The organism is Syntrophobacterales bacterium (assembly GCA_031274925.1).
Classification (GTDB): Bacteria; Desulfobacterota; Syntrophorhabdia; order Syntrophorhabdales; family Syntrophorhabdaceae; genus PNOM01.
In genome coordinates, this window is record JAISPL010000025.1 from 60,442 (window position 1) to 87,366 (window position 26,925).

General features: G+C 49.5%; 26 protein-coding genes and 1 pseudogene. 25 read left to right on the forward strand and 2 right to left on the reverse strand.

Going from position 1 to position 26,925, the window contains the following annotated elements:
• The 25 genes and pseudogenes from LBQ00_04235 (at window position 1) to LBQ00_04355 (ending at window position 24,444) form a co-directional block, all read left to right on the forward strand.
• The gene (locus LBQ00_04235) at window positions 1-780 is read left to right on the forward strand and encodes a 1-acyl-sn-glycerol-3-phosphate acyltransferase (protein ID MDR2018069.1); all 780 of its coding nucleotides are present in this window, start codon (window positions 1-3) and stop codon (window positions 778-780) included.
• Window positions 774-1,214 carry a hypothetical protein gene (locus tag LBQ00_04240; protein MDR2018070.1) on the forward strand — a complete coding sequence of 147 codons (441 nt, stop codon included), beginning with the start codon at window positions 774-776 and terminating at the stop codon, window positions 1,212-1,214. The genes LBQ00_04235 and LBQ00_04240 overlap by 7 nt, the downstream gene beginning before the upstream one ends.
• Window positions 1,214-1,876 (forward strand): outer membrane lipoprotein carrier protein LolA, encoded by a 663-nt coding sequence (locus LBQ00_04245; GenBank protein MDR2018071.1) that lies wholly within the window; start codon window positions 1,214-1,216, stop codon window positions 1,874-1,876. The genes LBQ00_04240 and LBQ00_04245 overlap by 1 nt, the downstream gene beginning before the upstream one ends.
• Window positions 1,876-4,281, forward strand: coding sequence for an MMPL family transporter (locus LBQ00_04250; GenBank protein ID MDR2018072.1), 2,406 nt, complete (start codon window positions 1,876-1,878; stop codon window positions 4,279-4,281). Before LBQ00_04245 ends, LBQ00_04250 begins: the two co-directional genes overlap by 1 nt.
• A gap of 13 nt (window positions 4,282-4,294) precedes the next feature.
• The gene (locus LBQ00_04255; GenBank protein MDR2018073.1) at window positions 4,295-4,690 is read left to right on the forward strand and encodes a hypothetical protein; all 396 of its coding nucleotides are present in this window, start codon (window positions 4,295-4,297) and stop codon (window positions 4,688-4,690) included.
• Between the two features lie 510 nt (window positions 4,691-5,200).
• Window positions 5,201-5,662, forward strand: a complete 462-nt coding sequence (locus LBQ00_04260) for an acyl-CoA thioesterase (GenBank protein ID MDR2018074.1) — start codon at window positions 5,201-5,203, stop codon at window positions 5,660-5,662.
• Entirely contained in the window at window positions 5,659-6,792 is a 1,134-nt protein-coding gene (locus tag LBQ00_04265; protein MDR2018075.1) for a beta-ketoacyl-[acyl-carrier-protein] synthase family protein, read from the forward strand. The genes LBQ00_04260 and LBQ00_04265 overlap by 4 nt, the downstream gene beginning before the upstream one ends.
• 5 nt (window positions 6,793-6,797) lie before the next feature.
• On the forward strand, window positions 6,798-7,529 hold the full coding sequence (locus tag LBQ00_04270) for a hypothetical protein (protein ID MDR2018076.1): 732 nt from the start codon (window positions 6,798-6,800) through the stop codon (window positions 7,527-7,529).
• Entirely contained in the window at window positions 7,526-8,791 is a 1,266-nt protein-coding gene (locus LBQ00_04275) for a cobalamin-dependent protein (GenBank protein ID MDR2018077.1), read from the forward strand. The genes LBQ00_04270 and LBQ00_04275 overlap by 4 nt, the downstream gene beginning before the upstream one ends.
• Window positions 8,788-10,134, forward strand: a complete 1,347-nt coding sequence (locus LBQ00_04280; GenBank protein ID MDR2018078.1) for a lipid biosynthesis B12-binding/radical SAM protein — start codon at window positions 8,788-8,790, stop codon at window positions 10,132-10,134. Before LBQ00_04275 ends, LBQ00_04280 begins: the two co-directional genes overlap by 4 nt.
• An 11-nt stretch (window positions 10,135-10,145) precedes the next feature.
• Window positions 10,146-11,591, forward strand: coding sequence for a B12-binding domain-containing radical SAM protein (locus LBQ00_04285; GenBank protein ID MDR2018079.1), 1,446 nt, complete (start codon window positions 10,146-10,148; stop codon window positions 11,589-11,591).
• Between the two features lies 1 nt (window position 11,592).
• Window positions 11,593-12,525 carry an alpha/beta hydrolase gene (locus LBQ00_04290; GenBank protein MDR2018080.1) on the forward strand — a complete coding sequence of 311 codons (933 nt, stop codon included), beginning with the start codon at window positions 11,593-11,595 and terminating at the stop codon, window positions 12,523-12,525.
• A 2-nt stretch (window positions 12,526-12,527) separates the two neighbouring features.
• Window positions 12,528-13,730 carry a DUF2062 domain-containing protein gene (locus LBQ00_04295; GenBank protein MDR2018081.1) on the forward strand — a complete coding sequence of 401 codons (1,203 nt, stop codon included), beginning with the start codon at window positions 12,528-12,530 and terminating at the stop codon, window positions 13,728-13,730.
• Complete coding sequence (locus tag LBQ00_04300; GenBank protein ID MDR2018082.1) at window positions 13,717-14,649, forward strand: lysophospholipid acyltransferase family protein; 933 nt, start codon at window positions 13,717-13,719, stop codon at window positions 14,647-14,649. Before LBQ00_04295 ends, LBQ00_04300 begins: the two co-directional genes overlap by 14 nt.
• Window positions 14,650-14,682: 33 nt before the next feature.
• The gene (locus LBQ00_04305; protein ID MDR2018083.1) at window positions 14,683-14,937 is read left to right on the forward strand and encodes a phosphopantetheine-binding protein; all 255 of its coding nucleotides are present in this window, start codon (window positions 14,683-14,685) and stop codon (window positions 14,935-14,937) included.
• Window positions 14,934-16,133 carry a beta-ketoacyl-[acyl-carrier-protein] synthase family protein gene (locus LBQ00_04310; GenBank protein MDR2018084.1) on the forward strand — a complete coding sequence of 400 codons (1,200 nt, stop codon included), beginning with the start codon at window positions 14,934-14,936 and terminating at the stop codon, window positions 16,131-16,133. The genes LBQ00_04305 and LBQ00_04310 overlap by 4 nt, the downstream gene beginning before the upstream one ends.
• A gap of 2 nt (window positions 16,134-16,135) precedes the next feature.
• On the forward strand, window positions 16,136-17,221 hold the full coding sequence (locus LBQ00_04315; GenBank protein ID MDR2018085.1) for a beta-ketoacyl synthase chain length factor: 1,086 nt from the start codon (window positions 16,136-16,138) through the stop codon (window positions 17,219-17,221).
• Complete coding sequence (locus tag LBQ00_04320) at window positions 17,218-17,820, forward strand: acyloxyacyl hydrolase (protein MDR2018086.1); 603 nt, start codon at window positions 17,218-17,220, stop codon at window positions 17,818-17,820. Before LBQ00_04315 ends, LBQ00_04320 begins: the two co-directional genes overlap by 4 nt.
• Before the next feature lie 1,146 nt (window positions 17,821-18,966).
• Window positions 18,967-19,599: pseudogene (locus LBQ00_04325) on the forward strand (beta-lactamase family protein).
• 262 nt (window positions 19,600-19,861) lie between these two features.
• Complete coding sequence (locus LBQ00_04330; GenBank protein MDR2018087.1) at window positions 19,862-20,011, forward strand: hypothetical protein; 150 nt, start codon at window positions 19,862-19,864, stop codon at window positions 20,009-20,011.
• Window positions 20,012-20,607: 596 nt separating this feature from the next.
• The gene (locus LBQ00_04335; GenBank protein ID MDR2018088.1) at window positions 20,608-21,003 is read left to right on the forward strand and encodes a hypothetical protein; all 396 of its coding nucleotides are present in this window, start codon (window positions 20,608-20,610) and stop codon (window positions 21,001-21,003) included.
• A complete protein-coding gene (locus LBQ00_04340) occupies window positions 21,000-22,013 on the forward strand; it encodes a BtrH N-terminal domain-containing protein (protein MDR2018089.1) in 1,014 nt (337 codons plus the stop codon). Before LBQ00_04335 ends, LBQ00_04340 begins: the two co-directional genes overlap by 4 nt.
• Before the next feature lie 17 nt (window positions 22,014-22,030).
• Window positions 22,031-22,774: an ABC transporter ATP-binding protein gene (locus tag LBQ00_04345; protein ID MDR2018090.1), complete on the forward strand. Its 744-nt coding sequence runs from the start codon at window positions 22,031-22,033 to the stop codon at window positions 22,772-22,774.
• The gene (locus LBQ00_04350) at window positions 22,775-24,127 is read left to right on the forward strand and encodes an ABC transporter permease (GenBank protein MDR2018091.1); all 1,353 of its coding nucleotides are present in this window, start codon (window positions 22,775-22,777) and stop codon (window positions 24,125-24,127) included. It begins immediately after the preceding gene.
• Between the two features lie 17 nt (window positions 24,128-24,144).
• Entirely contained in the window at window positions 24,145-24,444 is a 300-nt protein-coding gene (locus tag LBQ00_04355) for a phosphopantetheine-binding protein (GenBank protein ID MDR2018092.1), read from the forward strand.
• On the opposite strand, the gene LBQ00_04360 is transcribed toward LBQ00_04355, so the two are convergent.
• Together LBQ00_04360 and LBQ00_04365 are read right to left on the reverse strand one after the other, a co-directional pair.
• Window positions 24,420-25,568 carry a beta-ketoacyl-ACP synthase III gene (locus tag LBQ00_04360; GenBank protein ID MDR2018093.1) on the reverse strand — a complete coding sequence of 383 codons (1,149 nt, stop codon included), beginning with the start codon at window positions 25,566-25,568 and terminating at the stop codon, window positions 24,420-24,422. The genes LBQ00_04355 and LBQ00_04360 overlap by 25 nt on opposite strands.
• Before the next feature lie 16 nt (window positions 25,569-25,584).
• Window positions 25,585-26,880, reverse strand: coding sequence for a B12-binding domain-containing radical SAM protein (locus LBQ00_04365; GenBank protein ID MDR2018094.1), 1,296 nt, complete (start codon window positions 26,878-26,880; stop codon window positions 25,585-25,587).
• Window positions 26,881-26,925: the final 45 nt, after the last annotated feature.

A 26,925-nucleotide genomic window follows, 5' to 3' on the forward strand; every position in this document is an offset into this window, starting at 1 on the left:
ATGGACCGTGGGATGGCGAGACTGGGATTTTTTTCTATTCTCTATTCAATCCCTATGAACATCATTGTCTACCCGATGATAGTTCTTTGGACACTCCTCGGAATACTGATGCTCCCTGTTTTTTTTGGTATCTGGAAAGTTATTGCGGATTGGGATAACAGTCGTATCATGCAGTTTTTTATCTGGATTTACGGAAAGGGTTGGGTAGCCATAATGCTGCCTTTTGTGAGGTTCAGCAGGACTGGCTTCACAAGAGACCTGATCGGATCTTCCTATGTTATGGTAATAAACCATCTTTCATTCTTCGATTTTTACTGCATGGGTTATCTTCCGTTCCGTCGCATTGCAGCGGCGGTTCGTTCGTGGCCTTTCAGGATGCCATGGTATGCACCATTTATGCGTCTTGCCGGATATCTTGATGTTGAATCTTTGGGACCGGTGGGGTCAGTTTCAGTGGGCGCGGACATTCTCTCGAAGGGGGGATCCGTCCTTTTCTACCCGGAGGGGCACAGAAGCAAGGATGGAACGCTCCAGCGCTTTTTCTCTGGGGCATTCAAACTCTCCGTGGAAACAGGGGCTAAAATTCTGCCTCTTTGTCTCACTGGAACTGATGTTCTTCTTCCGCCGGGACGGTGGTGGATGCTGCCGGCGAGAGTGTGCCTTGTCGCACTTCCCCCGATAGACCCCGGGAACTTCGCCGGACCTCTCGCCCATATAGAGATGAGAAAGTATACAAGGGCAGTGATGACTGAAGCCGTTCAAGGTATGAGACAATGGTGAGCGAATTTCCCAGCCTTCCCATGGCGGCAGAGAAACTGATCCCTCAAAGGCCGCCAATGGGCGCAGTTGACCGGCTAAGCGAGTATCACGGATGTCAGGGCGTTGTGGAAGCGCATATAGACCGGGACAGTCTTTTCCTCAGAGATGATGGCTCGGTTGAACCAATGGCGCTGGTTGAGATAGTCGCCCAATCCTTCGCGGCAGTCAAGGGTTATGAGAATCTCGTACAGGGGAAGTCCGTGGGGAAGGGCTATTTGACAGAGGTTAAGCGGTTCGAATTTTACGGAGCCATTCGAGGAGGAGACGAACTATCGGTCGTCATTAACAAATTTGGAGAAACGGACGAATTTACTCTGGCTGAGGGCAAGATAATCTGTCGCGGCGAGGTGATGGCTTCCGGAAATCTCATGGTATGGGTTCCAAAGGAGGGGTAGTGATTCGTAATGCGTATCTTAGAGTCTTGTCCTTTATTTTTCTATCTTTTTTGTGCGCGGGTCTTTGTCTTGCGGCGGAAGCAATGGATGAGCAGCGGCCTAAGGATACCAGGTCTGCAGTCTTTGAACGTATCGCCGCTCAGGCGGCTGCTCTGGAGACGATCTCGAGTGATTTTATCCAAGAGCAGCATGTGTCCATGTTAAAAGAGTCTATTGTCTCCAGTGGGAGATTTGCCTACGAAAGACCTGACCGTATTTACTGGGAGGTCATCAAGCCGTCGCCTTCCGGGTTTGCGGTCATGGGGGATAAAGCCAGGCGATGGGAGGGAGACCTCGGTAAATCAGAGATGTTTGATGTACAAAAGGTGCCTGTGGTCAGAGCGATCGTAGAACAGGTTTTTGCTTGGGCCCGTGCCGATTTCCAGTGGCTGGAAAAGAGGTACAGGATCGTGGTGACCGAGAGGGATCAAACATCCCTGAAGCTGTTCCCTCTTTCCTCTCAGGAGAAGAAATTTATCTCCCATCTGAATATCGTCTTCTCGGGTGATTGGTCCCATGTGGCCGCAGTGGACATTCATGATAAGAGTGGAGATCATATACTTATCACTTTTTCCCGCACATCCTTGAACGAACCGCTCCATAAGGACCTTTTCCCGCGATAATGAGCCTGTTTTATACCATATTTTCAAGGGCTTTCGAATTTTTTTCCCGGCGAAAGATAATTCTGTACGCCATGATTGTTGCAGTCATGGGTTTGAGTGCGGTGGCCATGAGAGGTATTCGGCTCAGCGAAGACATAAAGCCGATGCTGCCGGAGGGCAGCTCGGATGCGGCAATAGATTTTAGGCTCCTGCAGCAGACCCCTTTTCTGCAGAAAGTTGTGATAAACCTGAAAGCTGGCCCTGAAATTGACCGGGACGGACTTGTCGAGGCAGCAGACCGGCTGGCCAAGGCATTAGGAGAGCCTTTTTATGACCGGGTAGTTGCCGGTCCGGACCTGGAGGATCCGGAGGAACTTTTTACTTGGTTTCTTAAAGCGAGTCCTTCGCTCATGACGGAATCGGATATGACGAGAATCGGAGAGTTCCTCAATCAAGAGACTGTTTCGTTGAAGCTCCAAGATGTGCGGGCCAAACTCCAATCCTCGGAAGGATGGATCATGAAGCCTCTGCTTCGTGGAGACCCGCTCGGGTTTTATATGATTGTTCTTGAGAAAATCAAATTCATGAACATGTTTAAAGGTATGACTCTAAAAGAGAACCATTTTATAAGCGCCGATGGGAAAAATACGCTTCTGATTGGGAAAACTTCCATCAAGTTTACGGACGCTGTAGGGTCAAAAGATCTTATTACCTACACCAAACGGATCATCAATGCCAATACCCCATCCGGTATTGCGGTCTCCTTTTTAAGTGGACATGCCTATACAACCGCGAATGCGGAGACCATAAAAGAAGACCTCTATGTAATATTGTCCTGCGCGTCCGTTACAATTCTCTGCCTTCTCTTTCTTTTTATGCGGAATTGGAGGGCGGTTTTCGTATTTCTCGTGCCCACATCAGTGGTATATATAGCAACTGCCGGCATCCTTTCCATTTATGGCAGCATTTCTGCCGTAACGATTGCCTTTGGCTCTGTACTTATGGGCATAGCTGATGACTACCCCATTTTTACCTATCTATCCCTAAGAGACATGGGTGCATACGGGGGAACGGATGTGGCGCGCATATCGCGCCCGGTGTTGTTTAGCGGGATAACTACAATGGCGACTTTCAGCGCTCTTTTCTTTTCCGAGCTTCCAGGACAAAGACAGATTGCGATGTTCTCAATCATCGGTATTACAGCCTCCTTGATCTTCTCCCTTATTATCCTGCCTCACTTTATCAGAGGATTGCCGCCTACGGGAGAGTATGCCGTTAGGCACGTGCCAATCAAGGGAGCCGCATACCGGACCGCTGTGGTCACCGTATGGGTACTCCTTATAGCGGCCTGCCTCATATGTGCAAGCCGGCTTAAGTTTAACGGCGATATGCGGGCCATAACCATGGTCCCTGCAGCAATAACCGCTATGGAAGAGGAATTGAAACAGACATGGGGAGATTTTCGCGGAATGGCGATGGTCTTCACGGAAGGAATGGGTATGGAGTCGGCTCTTGAGAATAATGACCGGTTGTTCTCCTACCTCAAGAGAAGAGTTCCTCGTGACGAATTTCTGAGCATTGCTCCTTTGCTGCCGTCTGCGCATACCCAGGAGGCTAACCGACTGCGCTGGGAGACCAAGTGGTCAAATCAAAACAGAAACATAGTGAAAAGGCTGCTCGACATGGAGGGCGATAAGGAAGGTTTCTCCTCCACCGCTTTTGATCTCTTTCTTAAGAGACTTGAAGAGAGACCCCTTGCTGTTACGGAGGACGGCCTTAGAAAAGCGGGACTGGGCGAGGCGGTAGACTCGATGATTATCCGTGACGGATCGGTTGTCCGTATCCTTACGTTCGTGCCCGACACCCCGGAAGTATCGGCCCTTTTCAAGGACAGAGCCGATACGCCGTTTGTGGCTCGTTTTGTTTCGAACCGCCAATTTAATAATACCATCAGCACAGCCATGGTCAAAAATTTTATCCAATATATTATCATGGCATCATTCGTCATAATGGTTTTTCTTGCAGCACTCTTCCGTAATCTGAAAAAAGTCTTGCTCGCGGCCGTTCCTGTCGCCACAGGTCTCATCTTTATGTTCGGTGTAATGGGATGGAGGGGCATTGAGTTCAACCTCTTCAATATTATAGCCACCATACTTGTCATAGGATTAAGTGTGGACCTCGGTATTTTTATGGTGAGCAGAATCTCCGAAGGGAATAGCCGTAACACGAACATGGCGGTGTTCCTGGGTGGGTTAACGAGCCTGGTGGGCATGGGCGCTCTTGCACTCGCGCGGCATCCGGCCATCCACTCAATCGGGGTATCGGTACTCCTGGGCATGTGCGGTGCCATACCTACAGCCCTCTTTGTCATACCGGCGTTGGGTGGTTCCAGGGGACCGCGCGAGGCGAGGGGTTCGCTCCAATAAGTACTATTCTATATTGAATAAACTGAGAACAGCCATCATATTGTCAGCAAAAGGCCCTGCAAGTGAGACAGTGCCAGGCACCTTTGTGCGGACTTTTTCCTTCGCTCCCGACTTTGTCGGTTTTGAGGGTCATTTTCCGGGCTATCCCGTATTGCCGGCCTTTATCCAGGTGATGACGGTGCTTGCTATGACCGAAGAGGTGAAAGGGCATGAGATTGATCTCATCTCTCTTGTAAAGGCCAAGTTCCGGGCCGTGGTTCTTCCCGATATAGCCGTTGAAATTCAGTATCGTGAACGTTTGGTAGCCGGAAGGAACGGTCTTGAGGCGACAATCAGAGTCCCGGAAGGCGTGGCCGCTTCATTACTCCTTACCTTTACGGACAGACGTGAAATATTGTCAGGGAAATAGAAGAAGGTTATCAAGGACCGCGGGGAATAATCGGATGGCTCAAAACATGTAGGAGATGCCCCGGGTGCGGACAGATAAGGCGATCGCCGAGTTTAACAGTTCCAAAGCCAGTTCATAAAAATGGATCTATATATCGTTTTCCATGATTTCATAAGGAGTGACTCTCGTCCATGTGGTGAATCCTGCATTCACAAGAAAGAACTTTTCCGAAAGGAACACCAAGAAGGGTGATCGGTACTTTGTGAAAGAGGAGATTGACGTGGCCAAAACAAAAGGGGATGGCTTAATTACCTAATAGTGGGCAAATTACGTCACCAAAAGAATGTACACGAAAAAATCATGGGTGAGAGGGCAGGTGTAGCAGGTACTTTTGTTCTCTGCGGCATATTCCAGCAAGAGGATTCACTCTGCGGCCGGAGACATTTTGCCCATTTCGACTTTACCTAAAGGTGAGAAGAACTGCACAGGAGTCTACCGCAGCCACCCATAATAACAAGAGGTAAAAAGATAATGCGCAGGCCATATTTCCCCTCAAAAAAAGGCGATCCTTCTCCTCTTTGCGTTACCGTTGAGAGGCGGGTCCGGTTTGAAGAGACTGATCCTCTGGGCATCGTCTGGCACGGCCGATACGCGAGTTATTTTGAGGACGCGAGAGGAGCCGCAGGAGAAAAGTACGGCATAGGGTATCTGGATCTGCACAGGAACGGAATCATCGCTCCCATCAGAATCATGCACTCAGATTACCATCATTCGCTCAAATACAACGAAACCTTTACTATTGAAGGGATTATTCACTGGACGGAGGCTGCCAGGATCAATATTGAGTATGTCATACGGAATAAAGATGGTCTCCTGACTACCACAGGATATACGGTGCAGATAATGCTGGATGCGGGAGAAAATGTGCTTCTCATTCCGCCGCCGTTTTACAGGGATTTTATGGAAAGATGGAGAGCAGGGCAGGTCGTTTGAGAGAAGTCCTGATTGCTGATGTAGGAGTGGTGACCGCAGCAGGGAATAGCCTTGACGCCACATGGAATACCATTAGGTCGGGCAAAACTGCGATCCACGAAATTGACCGTTTTCCGATAAAGACTTACAGATCTCGGATGGGAGGGGCCATCCCCGGCATCAAACCGTCCGGTGCAGGCTCTATGACCGGCCTGGTTCTCAAACGGCTCTTGGACCAGATCGAGAGAATCCCCCGTGATTCCATGATCGTGACCGCTACCACAAAAGCTGGAATTGATAATCTGGAGAAGATGAAAAGAGGCCTGCCCTTTGAGGCGTACGATATTCTCCCATACTCAATCGGAGAGAAAGTAGCAGCGAAACTAGGCGCCACGGGCTGTACATGGAATGTCAGCGCGGCATGCGCGTCGTCGACAGTTGCGGTGGCGGAAGGGGCTGCTATGGTGGCTTATGGAAAAGCGGAGTCTGTCCTTGTGTGTTGTATAGATGTACTGACGGAATTTATATTTTCCGGCTTTTCCGCCCTGCAGATTCTGTCTCCAGTTCCATGTATGCCTTTTGACAGAGGCCGGACGGGACTTTCTCCTGGGGAAGGTGCGGCATTTCTGCTCCTTATGAATCCTGACTGCGCCCGACGGGGAGATTATTCCGCCGAGTATATTGTCGTTGGTTCAGGTATCTCCAATGACGCGTTCCATATTACGGTTCCTGACATCAACGGAAGAGGATTGGTCCGTGCGGTCGAAAAGGCGATCAAGGCGGCACGAATAGGAAAGGATGAGATCGGAGGAATCAGTGCTCACGGTACGGGTACGATCCACAACGACCTCATGGAGCTGAATGCATTTCGGACTGCATTCGGAAGCGCATGCCCTCCGCTTTACTCCATTAAGGGCTGTGTGGGTCATACGTTCGGGGCCTCGGGCGGTATTGAGCTTGCAGTAGCAACGAGGGTGATTGCTGAGCAGACTATTCCTCCTACTATAGGCTGTCGGAACCCGGAACCGGGGGCTGAAGAGATTGTAAGCCTTTCTTCTCGGCCGATGCAAGGCAAATATATGCTCGTCACGAATTCAGGTTTTGGCGGAATCAATGCGGCAGTCATTCTGAAGAGGAGAATATTGCAGTGAGAGTGATGGTAAGAGGAGTCGGGTGGGTGAATGGCGCCGGCACAGGACGTGGAAGAGCGATCTCCTTTGCCACGGGCGGCAACGAGGGCCTCCCGAAGCTTTCAAGCAAGGAACTGTTCCGCAGACCCTTTCCTCGGTTCGGCAGGATGGATAGTTATTCTCGTACTGGTTTGGCTGCTATAGCTCTGGCCCTCAAAGACGCCGGTCTGGATGAGCCGGAGGGCGAGCAGAATATTGCGGTGGTAGCCTCCACCGTCTACGGAAGTCTTAGCGCCGACGCGGATTACTTCAGTACAGTTATTTCTGATGAAGGACGCCTGGCGAGTCCCAACTTTTTTGTATATGCTCTTCCCAATACTTACCTCGGAGAGGCAGCCATCTACTTCCGGCTTACGGGACCAGGCTTTGTTTGCTGTGAATCATCTGCCTCCGGCCTCCATGGCCTCCGTAGGGGCATTGATGGAATAGAGAGAGAAGAATATGAAATAGTGTTGACAGGTGTATGTGACGTAGGAACACCCCCTTCCATCGGCGGGACGAACCAAATTTCCCTTGGAGCCCTCTTTTTTGTGCTTCAAGGCGAATCCAGGACTTTACATCAACCATATGGTGCGCTGACTCAAGACGATATGGGAACGACTTTTTTCGAGAATGCGAAAGTTAACAATCTCAATGATCTTGCTGCCATATGCACGGCGAAGATCCGTATCAAGAACGAGGTAATGAGAAGTATATGAAAATGACGCTTATCTATCCGTCCTGGCCGAAACTGCAAGGACAGACGGAGTTTCATCTGCCCCCCCACGGACCCGTAGTGTTGGCTGCAGAGATCCCAGCGGACGTTGATCTTACGTTCATTGATGAGAACGTACAGAAGATTGATTTCAGCAATGACACTGATATTGTCGCCCTTTCGGTGATGCTTACCAGCCAACTTCCTAGGGCATTTGAGATATCACGCAGATTCAGAGATATGGGGATCCCGGTTATTTTTGGTGGCATTGCTGTAATGCTCCACAGTGAAGAAGTGATGAGCCATGGGGATTGTGTTTTTCTTGGAGAAGCAGAGGGCAGGATCGCCAGGATGCTTGATGATTTCAGGAGAGGCACCCTCAAGAAGGTGTATGACTACATGTGGGACTTTCCGGACATAAGCCGCGTTGGAAAGGCCAGGCGGGAGATTCTTGACCGCTCTATGTACAATTACCGCGGTATCCAGATGCTTGACCTTGTACATGCGTCGCGGGGATGCAAGTTCAACTGTTTTCCTTGCTGTACAGGATTTCTCGGCGGAAAGCAATTTCGTCCAAGGCCTATCGATATGGTAATTGAAGAAATGGACTCCATCCCGAACAACAGGCTGTTTCTTGTGGACAATTCTCTGGCCCAGGACCGTCAGTGGGCGATAGATCTGTTTACTGCTATGATACCCCTTAAGAAGAAATTTGTCTGTCATCCCATCTTGGACGATGACAGAGTCCTTAGCCTTGCAGCCGAGGCAGGTTGTTGGTACGTGTATCAGGCTGTTTTTGACACTTCAGACGTTATCCGAAACAGAATCAGGAGATTGAAAGATCACGGCATCAGCGTCGAAGGGACCATTATATTGGGGATGGACGATCAGGACGAAGACTATATCAAAAGGCTCGTTGACTTTCTTCTTGAGATAGGACTCGATATGGCGGAATTTACCATCCTTACCCCTTTCCCTCATTCTCCCATACGGGAGCGGATGGAAAAAGAGGGAAGAATACTGAGCAATAACTGGATTGATTATACGGCGGACAAGGTGGTTTTTCAGCCGAAGCTGATGACCCAGGAAAAGCTCCAGGAGATGTTCTATTATTCATGGAATACTTTTTATGCAGGAGGAGGTTACCAGCTAAAAATGGGTGAACTCTTCAAGAAGGTGATCCGCCGTGAAATGGGGGACGGGACATACAGGCGGCATGATGTCAGATTAAAACGCTCCTTTACTTCCAGAAAATCCTCCCGATGAGCCGTATATTTTTTATTTCGTCCAATACCATGACCGTTCCCTACCCGGTATATCCCCTGGGGATGGCCATGGTTGCCTCGGCACTTGATTTGGCGGGGCACAAGGTCATGCAGTTCGATTTTCTGGCCGAAGAATCGTCTTGTTACAGGCTTGATACAGCGCTAAGAACCTTCATACCGGACATTGTTGGGATCTCGTTGCGCAATATTGATACCGTAGACTCATTTACCGCGGACACAGCTTGGGCCCTGGCATCAGTGAAGGGTCTGATGGAAGTCGTGAGAAAGGCTACGGGAGCACCGGTTGTTTTAGGGGGGGCGGCTTTTTCTATTATGCCGGAAGATATTCTTGCCTATTTAGGAGCCGACCACGGGATTGTCGGAGATGGGGTGGTCTTGTTTAACTGGCTGATAGAGAAGATTGAACGGGGAGAGCAAGCGCCAGCCATCGTGAGAAACGACAGCGGATTCCATGAAGAGGAAATGTCCTTCGCGCCTCTCTGGGATAAAGAACTGGTCAGGTATTACACGAAGAAGAGCGGCGTTGTTGGACTTCAGACCAAGCGGGGCTGCCCAAACAAGTGCGTGTATTGCACATATCCGGTGATTGAGGGCTCACATTTCCGGTGCCGTGAAGCCGGGTCTGTAATAGAAGATATCTTGCAGCTTAAAACCGATCATGGGATTAGCACAATCTCGTTTACAGACTCTGTATTCAATGATACCCACGATTTCTATCTTGAAATCGCGGAGGCCCTTTTGAGTCGCGATGTCCGCATTAAATGGTCCGCTTATTTTCAGCCTGGAAGGATAACGCGTGACAATGTGGGATTGCTGAAGCGCGCGGGACTCTATGCGCTGGAGGTGGGAACGGATGCTTCGAGTGACACGACTCTAGAAGGACTCGATAAGCCGTTTTGTTTTGACGATGTGGTTCATTTCAATGAAGCCTGCGTTAACGAAGAAATGCCGTGCGTCCATTACATAATGTTCGGAGGTCCCGGAGAGACTCAGGAGACGATAGAGGAAGGGCTGCGCAACATAGCGTCGCTCGACAAGTGTGTGGTTATCGCATTCTCTGGGATAAGGGTATTTCCCGGTACCCAACTCCATGCAATATCGGTAAAGGATGGCATTATGGCCTCACAAGATACCCTTTTGAAGCCTGTGTTTTACTATTCTCCGGAAGTGGATGCCGCGCATCTGAATGAGACCTTGCGGTCTGGCTTCCGTAGAAAGAAAAACAGAATCTTTCCTCCTGAAGCGTTTCAGGCGAAGGTTCAGCTTCTCTACAGGTTCGGTGATAAAGGACCACTCTGGCATAAAATGATCTCTTTCGGATAAATTTCAAGACCATGGTTCGCGTAGACTTCGGAAAAATACTATTCGTCCACCCCCTCGGGTATGCGGCGGATGCCGCTGGTTATGATATTTCAAGGATGGCAAATATCATGCCACCTTTGGGTATTGCAAGCATCGCCGCCTATTTAAAAGAAAAGGACATTGAGGGGAAAATTGTAGACTGCAACGCCAAGCCTGACTCTGACCGCGTCATTGCAGAGTACCTGAGGGACGCCCGGCCTGCCTTTATCGGATTAAGCTGTGTCACCGCTAATTTTCTTGATGGCATACGGATTGCCCGTATGGCGAAAGGAGTTCTGCCGGAGATCAAAGTTGTCTTCGGAGGGCATCATGTATCGGCCTTAAAGGAAAAAGCGCTGGAGATGTTTCCCGTCATTGACTTTGCCGTCGTGGGGGAAGGGGAGCAGACGATGGCAGAGCTTGTCGAAAACGAAGGGGAAGGGCTGTCCCTTATCGGGGGTCTGATTTACAGAGAGAACGAAGAAGGACCCTGCTTTACCGGGTATCGCTCCCGGCTTTTAGACCTTGATACGCTTCCGTTTCCCTTGTATGAAAAATTGGACGGCTATCCGGAAAGTTACAAGCTGCCTATATTCAACTACCCGGCCACTCCCAATTCCAGCTGCACATCGAGCCGCGGTTGTCCCTATCGATGTTCCTATTGTGACCGGTCGGTCTTTCCTGCAAATTATCGATTTAATTCGGCTGAATACTTGTATGAACATCTAAGATATTTGAAGGAACGCTTCGGTATAAGGCACGTTAACCTCTATGACGATCAGTTTACTTTCCACCGCAAAAGAGTGGAAACATTTGCGCGTTTGATGGTGGATCGGCCGCTGGGGGTCACCTTCAACTGCGCCGTGCGGGCGGAACATGTCGACTCGGAAGTTCTTGGGTACATGAAAGAAGCAGGATGCTGGATGATCAGTCTCGGCATCGAAAACGGAGATGAAGAACTTCTTTCCCGGCACAGAAAAAATGCAGATCTTGACCTAGTGGCGGAGAAGATACGCCTTATCAAGAAAGCGGGGATTATAGTCAAGGGACTCATGATGATGGGATTGCCGGGCGAAACAGAGGAAAGTGTGCGGAGAAGCATGCGTTATGTGTTTTCCCTTCCAATAGACGAGATAAATGTGTCCAAATTTACTCCTTTCCCCGGTTCACAACTCTATGAGAACGTGAAAGAGTTTGGGACTTTCGATGAGGACTGGGAAAAGATGGACTGTATGCATTTTCAGTTCATTCCTAAAGGTATGACACGGGACGGAATGGAAAAGCTTTTCACCTTGTTTTATAAGAAACACATCCTGCGACCCAAAGGGCTTTGGCGATATTTTACCATGATATGGCGTTCCCCCGACAGTTGGATAAGGTTTATCCGAAATATCACCGCTTTTCTTCGATTCGCACGGACCGACAAACGACATGCGTGAAATGGCGGTATCTGCGGATTTTGACACAAGAAAGCAGGAACTGCCGGTTTATCACCCGTTCCGATCGGAGAAGGCAAGAGAAAGGTATCTGAGTCTATACGATCGAAGGGCGAGTCTTTGGCCTATCCCCTATGAATCAAAGATGGCGGATACCTCATACGGCCGTACATTCGTGCGGGTGAGCGGGCCCGATGGCGCCCTACCCCTCGTTTTGCTGCCAGGCGCGACGAGCTCGTCGCTCATGTGGGCTCCCAACATAAAGGTTTTGTCAGAGAATTTCAAGACTTATGCGGTTGACAATATTTATGATTTCGGGAGAAGCGTCTACACTAGGGCCATCCGGGACGAGGAGGACTTTGCGTACTGGCTCAACGAGTTCTTTGATGCGCTGGGTCTTGGAGCTAACATTAACCTCGTAGGTATGTCATATGGAGGTTGGATTGCGAGTCAGTATGCTCTGCGTTTTTCAAACAGACTTCATAAAATAGTGTTACTGGCTCCGGCGCGTACAGTGCTTCACTTTAGACCCTCCTTTGTGCTTCGTGTGCCTCTTGCGCTGCTTCCTTGGCGCTTCACCGTCAGGAGATTTGTATACTGGATATTTGAGGAGTTTGCGCGAAGAAGAGGAGAGGCAGATGTAATCCTTGAGAATGTGGTGGACGATATGCTTGCCGGATTTCAGTGTTTCAAACCAAAACGTTTCGTCCAGCCCACCGTACTGAAGAAGAAAGAACTGAGGAACCTCAAGGTACCCATGCTCTATATGATTGGTGAATACGATAAGCTTTACTCCGCCAGGAAAGCCGTGAGACGCCTCAATAAGATATCTGCCAGGATAAAAACAGAGATTATTCCCGATGCCGACCATGCTCTCACGATTGCCTGTGCGGAAATAGTGAATCAAAAGATACTCGACTTCCTGAGGTCGTCTTGACCATGAATCAGAAATCGCCATCACTGATGTCAGTGGAGAGTAATTATAACCTCCTGGTATTCATTGTTATTCCCGTTTACAACCATGGGGAGACTTTGAAGGATGTGGCGGTCCGTGCCCTCCAAGTGAACGACAACGTACTGGTCATTGATGACGGCAGTACGGACGGCGGTCCCGAGAGCATCGCACAGCTTCCTCTGACGCTGATCCGTCATTCTGGGAACATGGGGAAGGGTGCGGCTATTATGACCGCAATCCGTGCGGCACAGAGTATGGGGGCAACGCATATTGTAACCATAGACGCCGACGGCCAGCACAGTCCGGAGGATTTTCTCTGCTTCGCCCCTTTGATTGAGCAATATCCTGATGCGATAATAGTGGGAACACGGGCATTTGATCCAGCGAACACTCCGATGTTATCTAGATTCGGGCGCGTCTTTTCTAATTTCTGGCTGAGGGTCCAGACGGGACAGAAATTGAAGGATACCCAAAGTGGGTTTCGTGCCTACCCTCTTTCCATCCTGAAATGGCTGAGACCGAGGGCGAGCCGTTATGATTTCGAAGTGGAGATTCTTGTAAGGGCGGTATGGGCAGGAATTGAGCTAAAAGAGGTCGATATATCGGTCTATTATCCTCCTCGTTCACTTCGCGTATCCCACTTCCGCCTCTTCATGGATAATTTCCGCCTCACCGTTCTTAATACGAGACTGACCCTGAGGGCAATGCTGCCTCTGCCGCACAAGATGTTTGGAGTAACTGGGGAAGAGTTCAAAAAAGTTACGATACTGAAACCAATTAAATCCTTAAGACTGCTTCTCACAGGTAACAATTCTCCGGAAAGGCTTGCTGTCGCCGGAGGGCTTGGGGCGCTCATCGGTGTCCTCCCCCTCATTGCATGTCAAAATATCATGACGCTTTTTGCAGCCAACTATTTTCGTCTGAATAAACTGATGGCGCTCGCGGCAGCCCAAATATGCATACCTCCGCTGATTCCCGCACTCTGCATTGAAGTCGGATATTTTATACGCCACGGCAAGTTCCTTACCGAAGTCTCCCTGGAGACCATCGGTTACCAGGCCGCTGAACGGATTTTTGAATGGTTCATTGGTTCCCTCGTTCTTGGGCCTGTAATAGGAATTCTTGTCACCATAACCATTTATATAACAGCTTTGTTTCTGAAGAGAGTAAGTCGTGAATGCAACTGACGCTTCCCGGATTCATCCCGACAGTGCGCAATGGACGAGCCGCAGTATAGGCTCCCGATTCGGACATAAAGTATTCTACCTCTTCATTAGGTCCACAGGTCGGAGAGGGGCCTATTTTTTCCTTTACTTCGTGGTTCTTTTTTATGTCTTTTTTGCCCCGTCGATACGCAAAAAGGCAGACTATTATCTTCATCGGAGGTTTGAGAGAAAGCGCTTCCTTGAAAGACTTATGGATACATACCGTATATATCTCAACCTTGGCAGGGCGCTGATTGACAGGGCGATAATAGGCATTCTTGGACCGGATAAAATACATATGGAGTTCAGACAGCGGAGAGTTCTATACGATCTTGTCGGAGAGGGGCGCGGCCTGATTCTGCTTACGGCCCATGTTGGCTGCTGGCAGGCAGCAATGTCAACGCTGGAGGCTCTCCGTGTGCCCGTCCATCTTCTTTTGCATCGTGAAGAGGGCGATGTGGACCTACATTACTTTGAGCATGCCGGCGTCCGAGCTCCTTACGGGATTATTGACCCTAAGGGAAGCATGGGCGGTGTTTTGGAAATGATAAGCGTTTTGAAAAAAGGGGAGGTCCTTAGCCTGATGGGCGACAGGCTCTTAGGCAGCAGAAAAGGAGCAACAGAGGTCGATTTCCTTGGAGAAAAAGCCTTGTTTCCTTATAGCGCCTATAAAATTGCCGCTGCGATCGGGACACCCATAGGGGTCCTCTTTTCATACAAGTCCGGTCCGGCAAGCTACTCATTGGAGCTGGCTAAAGTGATACGAGTACCTAGCGACGCCGCAAAAGAAGACAGGCATTTTCGTCCATATGTCGCTGAGTTTGCAAGGGCCCTCGAATGCTATACAGCGGCCCATCCTTACCAGTTTTTTAATTTCTATGACCTGTGGGAGAGGACATAGACATAATTTAACCACAAGAGAGAGGGATGTGAGATGACCATTAAGGAACAGCTGAAAAAGATTCTTATTGAGGGGCTCAATATTGAGGATATGATGCCAGAAGAGATTGAGGATGACGCACCCCTTTTCGGGGAGGGGCTTGGCCTTGATTCTCTGGATGCAGTTGAACTGGTTGTCTTACTGGAAAAACATTTTGGAGTGGAAGTGAAAGACCTGGAGGAGGGAAGGGAGGCTTTCCAGACTATCAATACCATGGTTGATTTCATCAAGGAAAGGAGCAACCGATGAACGAGCTGGCCTCTGTCCCGATCACAGGGGTGGGCTGTCTGTGCGGCGCTGGAGGGGTATTAAGAGAGTGCTTGAATTCCCTATTTGAGGGCAGACGCAGCCCGAAGCCTCCAAAGAGGTTCACCGGCACTCATTCCATTCCCTATCCTGTATTTGAGGTTCCAGACGCGGCAGTTCCCGGCAGTATGAAAGATGCTTCCCATATATCATTTACCGGCAAATTTGCCATTACGGCCGCCCAAGAGGCATTGAGTGATGCATGGCTTGACCAGAAGGCCCTTGAGGGGAAGAAAGTTGGAGTCTGCGTAGGTACAACCGTAGGCAGTGCGATGAATAACGAGCTCTTCTACAGCGAATACCTCAGGACAGGGACGGCGGACATGAAGCCCATAGTGCGCTTTTTGAGGAGCAATCCCGCCCAGCTGATCGCCTTGAAATTCGGTCTCACAGGGCCATGTCAGACGGTGGTGAATGCCTGTTCATCAGGCACTGACGCTGTGGGAATAGGCGCATCATGGATCCAGTCGGGGTTATGTGATGTGGTAGTTGCCGGAGGGGCCGACGAGCTTTGCCACGTGACATACAACGGATTTATTTCTCTTCTCATCACGGACGAGTCAGCGTGCAAGCCTTTCGACCGAGAGAGAAAGGGACTCAATCTCGGAGAAGGTGCGGCAATGCTTGTTTTGGAATCAGAACATTTTTGCCGGGAAAGAAAGAAGACCCCACGGGCACGTTTTCTTGGCTACGCATCCGCAAGCGATGCCTACCACCTTACCGCCCCTCACCCTGAGGGAGACGGGCTCAGGCGGGCGATTATGGGTGCGCTACGATTTTCCAAAAAGGACATCCGTCATATCGCCTTCGTCAATGCTCATGGGACCGCCACACCGGATAATGACAAGGTTGAAGGCGGGGTGCTCCGTGAATTGCTTCCAGGGATCCCGTTTTTCTCCACAAAAGGCTATACAGGACATACATTGGGGGCGGCAGGTGCGATAGAGGCTGCCTTTACGGTGGCATGCCTCGAACTGGGCATCATACCAGGCAATGCGGGTTTCGCAAATCCCGACCCTGAAATTGATGTGTCGCCTACGACAGTCACGACACGGATCACGGGCAGTGCGGCCATTTCGCAATCCCTCGCATTTGGAGGCAGTAATGGTGTTCTCGTATTAGGCAAAACGGAGGATTAACCATGAAAATCTGCATTGAGGGGATCGGTATCGTCGGGGGATTTGGTGCAGGTATCAAAGAATTCTCGAAAGCGCTCGCCACGGGAGGCAACCATGTACAGTCCGTTCCTCTCAGGGTCGGCGAAAACGTAACCGAAATACCCGCGTTTCTTGCGGACACTTCACATCTTAATGACTTTATCCCGAAAAAAGCATTAAGAAGGATAGATCATTACGCTAAGATGGCCTTACTGGGTTCTTATCTTGCCCTTCAAGACGCCTCCATGATGGACATTGATCCTAAACTAGGTATTGTTGTTGCTAGCGGATACGGCGCAAGCGCCACCACGTTCGCCTTCCTTGACTCGTTTATTACAAGCAACGATACTTTTTCCTCTCCGACCCATTTTTCAAATTCCGTTCATAATACTGCCGCTGCGCAAATTTCAATACTCCTAGGTACGATTGGGCCTTGTCTCACAGTAAGCCAATTTGAAATGTCGGTTCCTTCAGCACTTATAACCGCCATTAACTGGCTAAAAGAAGGAAGGGTGGAGAAAGTGCTTTTCGGGGCCGTGGATGAGTACTGCGATGTACTGGGATACTGCTACCATCGATTCTTTGGACTCAACCAGGCGATAGAGCCTTTTCTCTTCGACAGACAGACTGCCATTCCTGGCGAAGGGTCCGCTTTTTTTCTGCTCTCTATGAAAGAGCCCTCCGGTAAAACATACGGACATATTACGTCTGTCGCGGCAGAATACCGCGACGGTCCGGGACTTCCTCTACCCCATAAGACGTTATTTATCCTCGGGGCTGATGGTCATGGAAAATATGGCCGATATTATGAACAATGCGTTACAAGTGAAATGAACATCACTTCTTACACATCCCTGTTCGGAAGTTTCCCGACAAATACTGCCTTTGACATGGCGGTGGCGTGCCTGTCTTTGAAAGGAAATAAGGTGTATAGTCCTCCTTCCTGGATTATCCGTCCGGCCGAACTTACCATTCCTGACGGAACCGATGCTCTTGACGCCTCCGAAATCTGCTGTTTTAAAATGGGAAATCATGGAGAATCAGGGGTGATAACATTAAAAAAGGATTGAAAAATCATGGCCCGAGCGGTTGCCTTAGAGCGCTTGTCAGTCTTTATTTTTTACTCTCCGCACTGTTTTGCTGTGTGCAAGGTTGGGCCGGGGATATCTCTCACGGAGAAGCCGACCGTTACGGGATGGGGGTGACTGTAGGGAATAGCTATACCCCCCAAAACGACATATCATTTATGGCGCTCTCTGGATTTACTCTCTTTGACTATGGCAAAGTGTGGCGAAGGAAGGCTCCTGAAGCTTTACGCTTCAAGCTGGAGGCTGGCTTGGGATCAACCACAAGGCCGGAAAAGAAACTCATTACTTCAGCAAATATGTTCGCTCTTTACTATATCAGGAACTTTGGGCTGGGGTCATTTCGTCCTTATGTCGAAGGGGGGATAGGGGCGATTTATACCGACTTTCAGGTTGATGGCCAGGGATCGCGGGTTAATTTCAATCCTCAAATAGGGGTAGGCGCTGAGTTCAATGTTGATCCTGATACCACACTGTTCCTTGCTTTGAGGCTTCATCACATCTCGAACGGCGGACTTAACAAGGACAACACGGGCATAAACTCGGTCACCTTGACTTTAGGCCGTTTTTTTGGGATGGACTGAGGTGGGCTGGTGACGGGATGGGATGAATGCCTTATTTTCCCTTGTTATAATGCTAGCTGTTTTTTTACCTCACTATAGCAATGCGCAGGATCCATATATTTGAGATTGCGGACAAGAAATGGTGTCCCCGGTCCATTCGTGGGGTTGTTACAGATTATATACAGTTCGGCACAATGAAATGGGGTGTGGATGTGACAATTGCATCTGTCCTGGGACGCAAGCTTGAGCGCCTCGGGGTGCAGGAGGTGGTTGATCTCTGTTCCGGAAGCGGAGGACCGTGGATTCGTTTGTTTGAGATTCTCAACACGACATGGCCCTTCTCCCGGGTATGCCTCACGGACAAATTTCCCAATATACCGGCCCTCAATTACGTGCGTCAAGCTTCGCAGGGCAGGATCAGTTTTTCCCCGGAATCCGTCAACGCCGCATGTGTTCCCGGTACCCTTGTCGGCTTCCGGACTATTTTTGCCGCCTTTCATCATTTCACACCGAGAGAAGCTCGCGATATCCTCAATGACGCTGTCAATTGTCGGCAAGGGATCGGCGTCTTCGAGATAACGCAGCGATCGCCCCGGGCAATTCTCAGTTTTACCGTCGTTTCGATTCTAATGCCTCTTTTTATTCCTTTTATCCGGCCATTACGGTGGTCAGGCTGGCGTGGACGTATATGGTCCCTGTGGCCCCCCCCCTGGTACTGTTGTTCGATTCGCTGGTGTCGTGTCTGAGAACCTATTCTGTGGCGGAACTTGAGAATATGACGAAAGACATTGGCAAAAAGACGTATATCTGGGAAATTGGGGAAATTAAATCCCCAGGCTCACCGATCGCCGTAACGTATCTGCTGGGATATCCAAGTGAAAACTGACTCAATCGAGAGACATTTCCGTCCAGGCCGGGAACTCTGAAGACAATATGCCCGGCGCAGAGTGATTTTGTATTCCCGGGAAATACAAGGGAGGTTGATAAGTATAGTTTTTCGTAATTTCATTCTAACCACAGTTTTCTTCGTGCCCGCCGTTCTTACCCTCCCTGGACGCCAGGTTATTACACATATCTCAAGTGTATGTCTCGTGGCTGGCCGTAAAGGAGATGACAAAACACTTTAGTATTAGTCTCGCTGATGACTGTGGGCTCATATGGGCGGCTATGTGGACAAAGAGAACAGTATCTGCTACCGCAGAAACCGTCTATCGTGTGGCTTCAATCTTGAAACTGTTTACCGCTACCGCAGTCATGTGGCTTGCAGAGAAAGGACAAATCAACATTGATGAGCCTATTTAGAGTTACATACCGGAATTTTCCATTAAGACCCGTTTTCCGGAAAACGGGAAAATTACGCCCGGAACATCATGACCCGCCATTCAGGTCTGCCTTCCAACTTCGCATAAGAGCATTATTTCAAAAGAACCCGAGTTCTTCAGCAAACTGACAGATCTCATCAGAGAAGAGCATGCGGCGTATTCACCCGATTTTGTTTATTCCTATTCCAATCTTGCCATGACTCTTCTTGGCAGTGTTGTTGAGAGAGTAAGCGGAAAGAACTTTGATTCCTATATGGGCGAGTCTTCGTTTAGTATCCTCGGAATGGTTTGGTCTTCCTATTCTCCGAAAGCCGGGATGACGATGGCTTACGTGGGTTACCGAAACAGCAAAAAGGCCAGCAGTCTTGGTATCCGTGATTTGCCCTCCAACGGCATGTTGTCGAGCGTCGTCGATCTTGGCAAGTTTACGACCATGGGTCCTGTCGGGTTGGAAATCGGATGGCCGACAGTTTCTTAAGCCGGAAACGCTGGCCGAAATGCTGTGTTCCCAAAACTCCAACGTGCCGCTGGATCTGGATATCAGGATTGGCCTCGGGTGGGTGCTCCACAGTCTGGGAAATACCAGGTTCAATAATACCGGACTGGTAGCCCACCACGGAGCAGGACTGTTTTCCTTTAATGGGTACTTTTTGTGTTTCCAGCATCAAGGCTTAGCATGGTGGTGCTTTTCATTGGGTTTCTTCCGGGCCAGCGGTTGACAATGTGCGATTGAGGTGTCAATGCTTGCTCTGGAAAGTAAGACGGGTGCGAAACAGCCGGAACGGGCAAGTTTCCATGAAAGCGATGAACCCTTGTCCGCAGAGGAGATAGAAACCTATGTTGGCCATTATGCCACCCTTATCGGTCTTGTCAGAGTCACGGGAGAATAGGGAAAGCTTGAGGCGGATGTGTTGGAATCGGCTTGATCTCTTGCCTCGCATCAACAGAATGATGGCCTTGAAATACAGACTCTTGGGAGTTCTTTCGTCAGTCTTGGTGAGCTAGATCACGTGGGACTGTCAAGAATAAGTGCTGCAGGGCGTGAAATCTTGCTTGTCCGCTCCCAAACCTAGATATGATTTTCGGAGAAAAGATTACACTGCCGCAGATTTCAGAGAAATGGCTGAAACGCATAGGGGTGTATGAGATTGCAAATGCCGGCGATATCCTCTATTTTGAAAATGTACAGGTCGGGCGAGCGACGGTATACTTCACCTACTGTTGCTAAAGGAGCCTTGAAGTTCTCTAATATGTCCCGTATCGGAAAATGAGGCGGTGTTCCTCGGACTTGGCGTGGGTATGGGGGAACAGTTCGCGCAATAAACATTAATGGTAAAGAGGAGCTGAAATACTAAGGATATCGGTTGAGGAAGATAGAGACTAAAAGATCACGGTGTTTCAGTCTCTCCGCCAGGAGAGTGTGGCAAGGAAACTTTTGCGGGCCGCAAGATCAGACCGCATGATTGACGGAGGTGTGTGTCGGTAAATGGAAAAGAAAGATGTGTCTCAGGATAAAGGGATATACGGCCAATGGCACGGCATCTCTTATGCGGTTAATGAGAACGGCGATTACGAATTAACGTCCACCGCCGGATGGGAACCGGCTAATGTGGCGAACCGCCAGGTGTGGAACCTCGTGCAGCATGAGATTGAGGATGTTCTGAACAGAGTAAAGAACAATGAACTCAGTCCCATCGCCTATCACACAGTACGATGTCTCATGGATGTGAAAATTCTCTCCCGATATATCGGCTTCTCGCGCTTCACAGTGAGGCGGCATTTCAAGCCCCACATTTTCAAACGTCTTGACCCTGCCATTCTTGAACGTTACGCCCGGATTTTTGGCATAACAGTCGAGCAACTTCAGGAAGCACCGAAATGATCAACATACTGGAAAAAGATTTCATCCACCGTCAGTCAGCTCATTGTGAGAGCGGCTCTACGGCAAATCTTCTTTTTAATCACGGCATCAACATCTCCGAAGCGCTTGCATTTGGCATTGGGGGTGGACTTTTTTTTGGCTACTTCCCTTTTGTGAAGGTCCAAGGTTTTCCCCTTGTCACGTTCCGTAACGCACCGGGGAGAATAATGAAAGGCACTACGAGGAGGCTCGGGATTAAAATAGAAAGCGCCCGGTTTAAAAACCCTGAAAAAGCCATGGACGCGCTGGATGCCATGCTTGAGAAAGGCACACCAGTAGGTCTGCAGGCTGGAGTCTACTGGCTTCCTTATTTTCCCGATCCTTTGAGGTTTCACTTTAATGCTCATACCCTCGTGGCAGTCCGGCAAAAAGACAACGGCTACCTCATCAGTGACCCCGTCTTTGACGAACCGGTTGTCTGTTCCAAGGAAGATTTAAAGAAGGCCCGATTCGCGGAAGGTGTTCTTGCGCCGAAAGGCAAAATGTACCACATCTCATCAATTCCGGATCGTTTTGATCTTTCAGGAGCAGCGAGGAAAGGCATGAAAGAAACCTGCCGGATGATGATCAGAACACCGATTCCCCACATCGGGGTGAGAGGGATACGGCTTCTCGCAAAGAGGATGAAGAGGTGGCCAAAAAAATATGGAAGTCGGAAAGCAAAACTCCATCTCGGTCATGTAATAAGGATGCAAGAAGAGATCGGCACCGGAGGCGGGGGATTTAGGCTCATGTATGCTGCGTTCCTTCAGGAGTCGGCCACTATCCTTCAAGAAAACAGACTGCGTGATATTTCGGCGAGAATGACGGAGACGGGCGATAGGTGGAGGGAATTTGCCATGTATGGTGCCAGAATATGCAAGGATAGATCGGCCGACGGTGACGACTATGACCTCCTGAGCGACATTCTTTTTGATTGCGCGGACAGGGAGTCAGCAATATATGGAGATCTGCTGAAATTGGTGAAGTGACGGTGAGAGGAGTGTGCATGGGGGACATTCTAGGTGTTCATAATCTCTCAAAGGTTTACCCAAGGGCGTCGCGGCCTGCGTTAAACGGAGTAAACCTCACCATTGGCGAAGGATCGATTTTCGGTCTCCTTGGACCGAATGGAGCTGGAAAGACCACCGCAATATCAATTATGAGCACGTTACTCCAACCGACGGTCGGTACGGTTACCATATGCGGAATAGATACGGTCAAGTATCCAGGACAGGTAAGAAGTCTTATTGGTTGCGTCCCCCAGGAAATAGCACTTTATCAAAACCTGACCGGGCGTGAAAACCTTAGATTTTTCGGTCGCATGTATGGGCTAAGAGGCAAAATACTTGAGGCGAGGGTTTCTGAATCTATCGATTTCGTCGGCCTTAATGAAAGCGCGGACCAGCGTGTCTTTACCTATTCAGGAGGAATGAAACGGCGAGCAAATCTGGCAGTTGGTATTCTCCACGGTCCTAAGTTGCTGTTCCTTGATGAACCGACGGTGGGGATTGATCCCCAGTCCCGTAGCCTGATCCTCGAAAGACTGGCCCGACTGAAGGATCGGATGACAATGGTTTATACCACACATTATATGGAAGAAGCGGAACTGCTTTGTTCATACGTGGCGGTTATTGATGCAGGAAGCATAATAGCGGAGGGTCCACCGGCCGAGCTTATCAGCCGGTATCCAGGATGCCTCAACTTAGAGGCGCTCTTTATCCGCCTCACGGGAAAACAGCTGAGGGACTGATTGAAATTACCTGCCTCTGTAATAAAGGAACTTACCCTGTTATACAGAGACCTTGCGGGTCTTCTCGTCCTCTTTGTTATGCCGGTAGTTCTCGTCGTTGTAGTGACCCTTGTGCAGGAGAATGTATCGAAGTTGATGGGGGAAGACAAAACGGCAGTTCTCTTTGTAGATATGGACGGCCAATCCGTAGGCCCAATGATTGAGGAATCTTTGCGGAAGTCAGCCTCCGTGAAGATGGTCACGGAAATCAACGGCAGGAAAGCTGATGTAGATACCGCGAAAATGGCGGTAGCCAAAGGGGATTTTCAGATGTCCATCATCGTTCCTTATGGTATTACCGAAGTCTTCAGGAAAACTGCGAAACAAAGAGCGAAAAACTCCTTTTCCATCAAAGACGGGAGGACCAAGAAAGCCGTCGGCGTGGTTGCTGAGGAGTCGACGCATCTGCTGGTCTATTTCGACCCCACCCTGAAAGAATTATACCGGTCCGGCATGGTCAACGCTTTGCAAAAAATGCTCCTTGCTCTCGAGACCGAGGAGAGGATAAAAGGTTTGTCGGATCTTCTTCCGAAAGAGATGGAGATGATTTCCAAAAAAGCTATGGGTAACGCTTGGTCTGAAGAATTCAGAAATGCAATTCCCAGCGTTCGTCTGGACTGGGACAATAGACCAATTATAAATGTGGAGGAAAAAACAGCTATGTACGGGGACACGGCAAAAGCCCCTACCACGGTCCAACAGAACGTGCCCGCATGGACGCTCTTTGGTATGTTTTTTGTGGTCGTTCCACTCGGAGCATCGTTGATAAGAGAAAGGCAAGACGGGGTGATGGCCAGGCTTCTTACCATGCCCATATCGTACATAACAATAATATCAGGGAAGGTAATCGCATACACCCTTATCTGCATGATCCAGTTTGGGTTGATCCTGGCAGTGGGCAAGATGTTGCTCCCGCTCCTTGGAACTCCTGCGCTGGACATGGGATCGTCGCCGGAGTCACTTATGCTCATTGCGCTGGCTTCCGGCCTTGCGGCCGCCGGGTATGGCATTCTATTGGGTACGGTAGCTCGAACATACGAACAGGCCTCGACTCTTGGTGCGGTATCCGTGGTTATCGCCGCGGCCCTTGGAGGAGTTATGGTTCCGTCCTATGTGATGCCTCATATAATGCAAAAGATAGGCATGTTTTCCCCTCTTTCATGGGGGCTCAATGCATTTTTGACTATCTTCGTACGCGGAGGCGGTATAAAGTCGATATTTCCCGAGATAGGATCAATGTTCTTATTCTTTGTCTTGACAATATGCATCTCATGGTTTTACATGTTCCAGCGGGGAAGATTCCGTGCCCATTAATGACAAGGTGAAAGAGAATGGAAATACTCGAAAAGGATGGACTAGAAAAGGAATTACTTGAACTGATCGTCAATGTGTGCAACATTACCGACCCGATCTCGGAGGACTTTTCTCTGGATGATCAGCTTATAGGCCAGGATTCTCCGCTGGGGCTTGATTCTCTTGATGCGGTTGAGATCGTAGTGGCCGTAGAGAAGCAATACAATGTCCGTATCGGCTCCCAGGAGACCACACGCAAGATCGTTAGATCATTGAGAACCTTGGCGGATTACGTGAGAAGCCAGAATGAGGGCTACACGGCAGTGAGTGCCATGTAGCACATTGAGAACCTCCCGCTCTCAGGGATGAAACAAAGGATTTTTTGTCCTTTTTTTATCTTGTGCGAATGGAAAAGTTCTTCCATGATGATATAAATTGAGGCAGCCCCCGTGTTTCCCTTGTAAGAGAGATTGGAAAACCAGCGTTCGAGGGGAATCTCGAAGTTCATGTTTTTCATATGCTCGTAGAATTTCATCTTGAAATACTCTGAAGAGTAGTGAGGCAGGAACCAGTCGACCTCAGAGGCTACGAGATTATGTTTCTCCATGACGCGGGGCAATGTCCTTTCCACCGCAACCTTTAGGGCTTCCCGGTTCAGAAGCTTTACGTCCTGTTTAATGAGGAATGCTCCTTCGGCCAAGGCGTCATGTAACGTGGAAAAATCGCGCCAGCCGGTCATTGTACCGTCGACGCTTTTTTTTGCCCCAGAGTACATACATGTCTCAAGCTCTCCTGCATAAGAAATATGCTCAATCCAGTCTATTCTTAGAGCTGGCTTGTCTACGGCACGATGGGTTGCGAGGAATATGGCTCCGGCCCCGTCGGAAAGCATCCACCTCAGAAATGCGGTATCAAAGGGGATCAGCTTATCTCTCCTCATAAATGCCTGCTTCTTTTGTGCTACTCCCTCAAAAAAACGTGCCCTTGTGTAAGTCGATGCCACATCGGACCCTGTCGCCACCGCATTCTTCGTTAGGCCCAGTGCTACATTCATATATGCGTATTTCAGGGCGGTCACCCCTGACAGGCAAATGCCGGAGGTTGTGACAACTTCGCAGGGTTGGCTCTTAAGTTCGCCGTGGACCATCAATCCGTGGCCGGGCATCAGTTGGTCGGGAGTTGAAGTGCCACAGCAGAGGCATTCTATGTCACGCAGGGAGAACCCGTCGTAAGGCATGAGGCGTCGGACCGCTTCCGCAGTGAGTTGCGCGTTTGTGTGGGTTGTGGCGCCTGTGGCCCGATCTATGGCGTAGTATCTTTTTTGGATATTATTGCTTGCCAAAATAATCTGTTTTATCTTGGACGGCATATTGTTCAGTACGCCCAGCACGCTGTCAATTTCGTCGTTTGATACGGGGTTATTGGGAAGGAAAGCTGCTATGTCGGTAATATATACATCCATAGGCGTGAGCACCTCGTTATAGTTTCGCTCCTGCGTGCCCCGATCTCATAAGGTCCGCATAATTTTCATAAAACGCCTTTTCTTCCATTCTTGTGGGAAGTACTGCATTTGTGAGGGTGTAAAAGTCAAGGTCATGAACCGTGATTTTCTCTTTCAAAGACTCATAGAGGGCGGTTCCGGGTAGTGGCGTGAGGACAGAAAACATTGGAAGATCAACAGGATTTTTCTGCAAATAGTCTCGCATTGCCTGAAACTGCGCTTCATCCCAGTCGGGAGATATTATGAAATCCCCCACAATGGTAATGCCTATGTCATGGAGAATCCGTATTGCTTCGGAGTTTATCGCGGATGAGCTTTCTTTCTTCATCTCCCCAAGTTTTCCGTCATCAATCTCCTCGAAACCGACAATAACCGATCGGAGTCCAGCTTTCTTCCATTCCGTGAATAGATCTGCGTGGCGAACCACAGTGTCGGAGCGCGCATCGGCTACGAAGTTTTTCCTCAAGCCTGACTCCAATATCCGCTGGCACAATTCAAAGGCATGGGACGGGTTTCCAAAGGTATTGGCATCGACGAGACGGATCACGGGAATATCCCCTAGCATCTCTATGTCGCGTACTACTGTTTCTGGAGTGTTGACGAGATAGCGACCTCCGGTTGTCTTCTCAATACAGCAGAAGGAACATCTGTGAGGGCAGCCGGATGCGGCCGTAACAGCTCCTAATGCGAACCCCAAGCCGGGAAGTATATAATGATCTCGATAACGGCCTACCAAGTCGTAGCGAGGAGGTTTTTTTTCAACCAGGTCGTCATGTGTATACGTTCTGGAATTGAAAGACAACGGATTGCCTGGTCTGGTCTTGGCAACACCGGGAATCATCTCTGTGTTGCCTCCCGACTCAATGGCCGTGACTAATTCCATGAAACTCAGTTTCCCGAGCCCTGCTACGATATAATCTACAGAAGCCTTGTTGAAGAAGCTGGGGTCGTTGCTTGCATGTACACCTCCGACCACGACGGTTGCCTGCACCGTCTCTTTTGCGGCGGACGCAAGAGCAAGCATTGTGTTTGCTTCACAGGTTACCCCAGTAATTCCGACGACATGAGGGTTCGAATCGGAGAGTGCGTCGAGGAAGGTGTCTGTCTCTGTCTTGAGGTCGATTATCTTCACTTCGTGACCATCAAGGTTACCGGCAAGGGCTTCCAAGGAAAGCGGTTCTCCGCGAAAGATCAATTTCAGGGAGTTAATTCCGTACTGCTCCTCTGGAATGCTGCGCCCGCAATTCGGAGGATTAACAAGAAGGATTTTCATTCAGCGTCAATTAAAAGGATCGGAATTCTCCCGTTCTGATGTTGC

Bases quoted from the DNA above. Each gene is read 5' to 3' on its own strand.
- LBQ00_04235 (MDR2018069.1), top strand. From the start codon at position 1: ATGGACCGTGGGATGGCGAGACTGGGATTTTTTTCTATTCTCTATTCA.
- LBQ00_04240 (MDR2018070.1), top strand. From the start codon at position 774: ATGGTGAGCGAATTTCCCAGCCTTCCCATGGCGGCAGAGAAACTGATC.
- LBQ00_04250 (MDR2018072.1), top strand. From the start codon at position 1,876: ATGAGCCTGTTTTATACCATATTTTCAAGGGCTTTCGAATTTTTTTCC.
- LBQ00_04260 (MDR2018074.1), top strand. From the start codon at position 5,201: ATGCGCAGGCCATATTTCCCCTCAAAAAAAGGCGATCCTTCTCCTCTT.
- LBQ00_04270 (MDR2018076.1), top strand. From the start codon at position 6,798: ATGGTAAGAGGAGTCGGGTGGGTGAATGGCGCCGGCACAGGACGTGGA.
- LBQ00_04275 (MDR2018077.1), top strand. From the start codon at position 7,526: ATGAAAATGACGCTTATCTATCCGTCCTGGCCGAAACTGCAAGGACAG.
- LBQ00_04280 (MDR2018078.1), top strand. From the start codon at position 8,788: ATGAGCCGTATATTTTTTATTTCGTCCAATACCATGACCGTTCCCTAC.
- LBQ00_04285 (MDR2018079.1), top strand. From the start codon at position 10,146: ATGGTTCGCGTAGACTTCGGAAAAATACTATTCGTCCACCCCCTCGGG.
- LBQ00_04290 (MDR2018080.1), top strand. From the start codon at position 11,593: ATGGCGGTATCTGCGGATTTTGACACAAGAAAGCAGGAACTGCCGGTT.
- LBQ00_04295 (MDR2018081.1), top strand. From the start codon at position 12,528: ATGAATCAGAAATCGCCATCACTGATGTCAGTGGAGAGTAATTATAAC.
- LBQ00_04305 (MDR2018083.1), top strand. From the start codon at position 14,683: ATGACCATTAAGGAACAGCTGAAAAAGATTCTTATTGAGGGGCTCAAT.
- LBQ00_04310 (MDR2018084.1), top strand. From the start codon at position 14,934: ATGAACGAGCTGGCCTCTGTCCCGATCACAGGGGTGGGCTGTCTGTGC.
- LBQ00_04315 (MDR2018085.1), top strand. From the start codon at position 16,136: ATGAAAATCTGCATTGAGGGGATCGGTATCGTCGGGGGATTTGGTGCA.
- LBQ00_04330 (MDR2018087.1), top strand. From the start codon at position 19,862: ATGCTTGCTCTGGAAAGTAAGACGGGTGCGAAACAGCCGGAACGGGCA.
- LBQ00_04335 (MDR2018088.1), top strand. From the start codon at position 20,608: ATGGAAAAGAAAGATGTGTCTCAGGATAAAGGGATATACGGCCAATGG.
- LBQ00_04340 (MDR2018089.1), top strand. From the start codon at position 21,000: ATGATCAACATACTGGAAAAAGATTTCATCCACCGTCAGTCAGCTCAT.
- LBQ00_04345 (MDR2018090.1), top strand. From the start codon at position 22,031: ATGGGGGACATTCTAGGTGTTCATAATCTCTCAAAGGTTTACCCAAGG.
- LBQ00_04355 (MDR2018092.1), top strand. From the start codon at position 24,145: ATGGAAATACTCGAAAAGGATGGACTAGAAAAGGAATTACTTGAACTG.
- LBQ00_04360 (MDR2018093.1), bottom strand. From the start codon at position 25,568: ATGGATGTATATATTACCGACATAGCAGCTTTCCTTCCCAATAACCCC.
- LBQ00_04365 (MDR2018094.1), bottom strand. From the start codon at position 26,880: ATGAAAATCCTTCTTGTTAATCCTCCGAATTGCGGGCGCAGCATTCCA.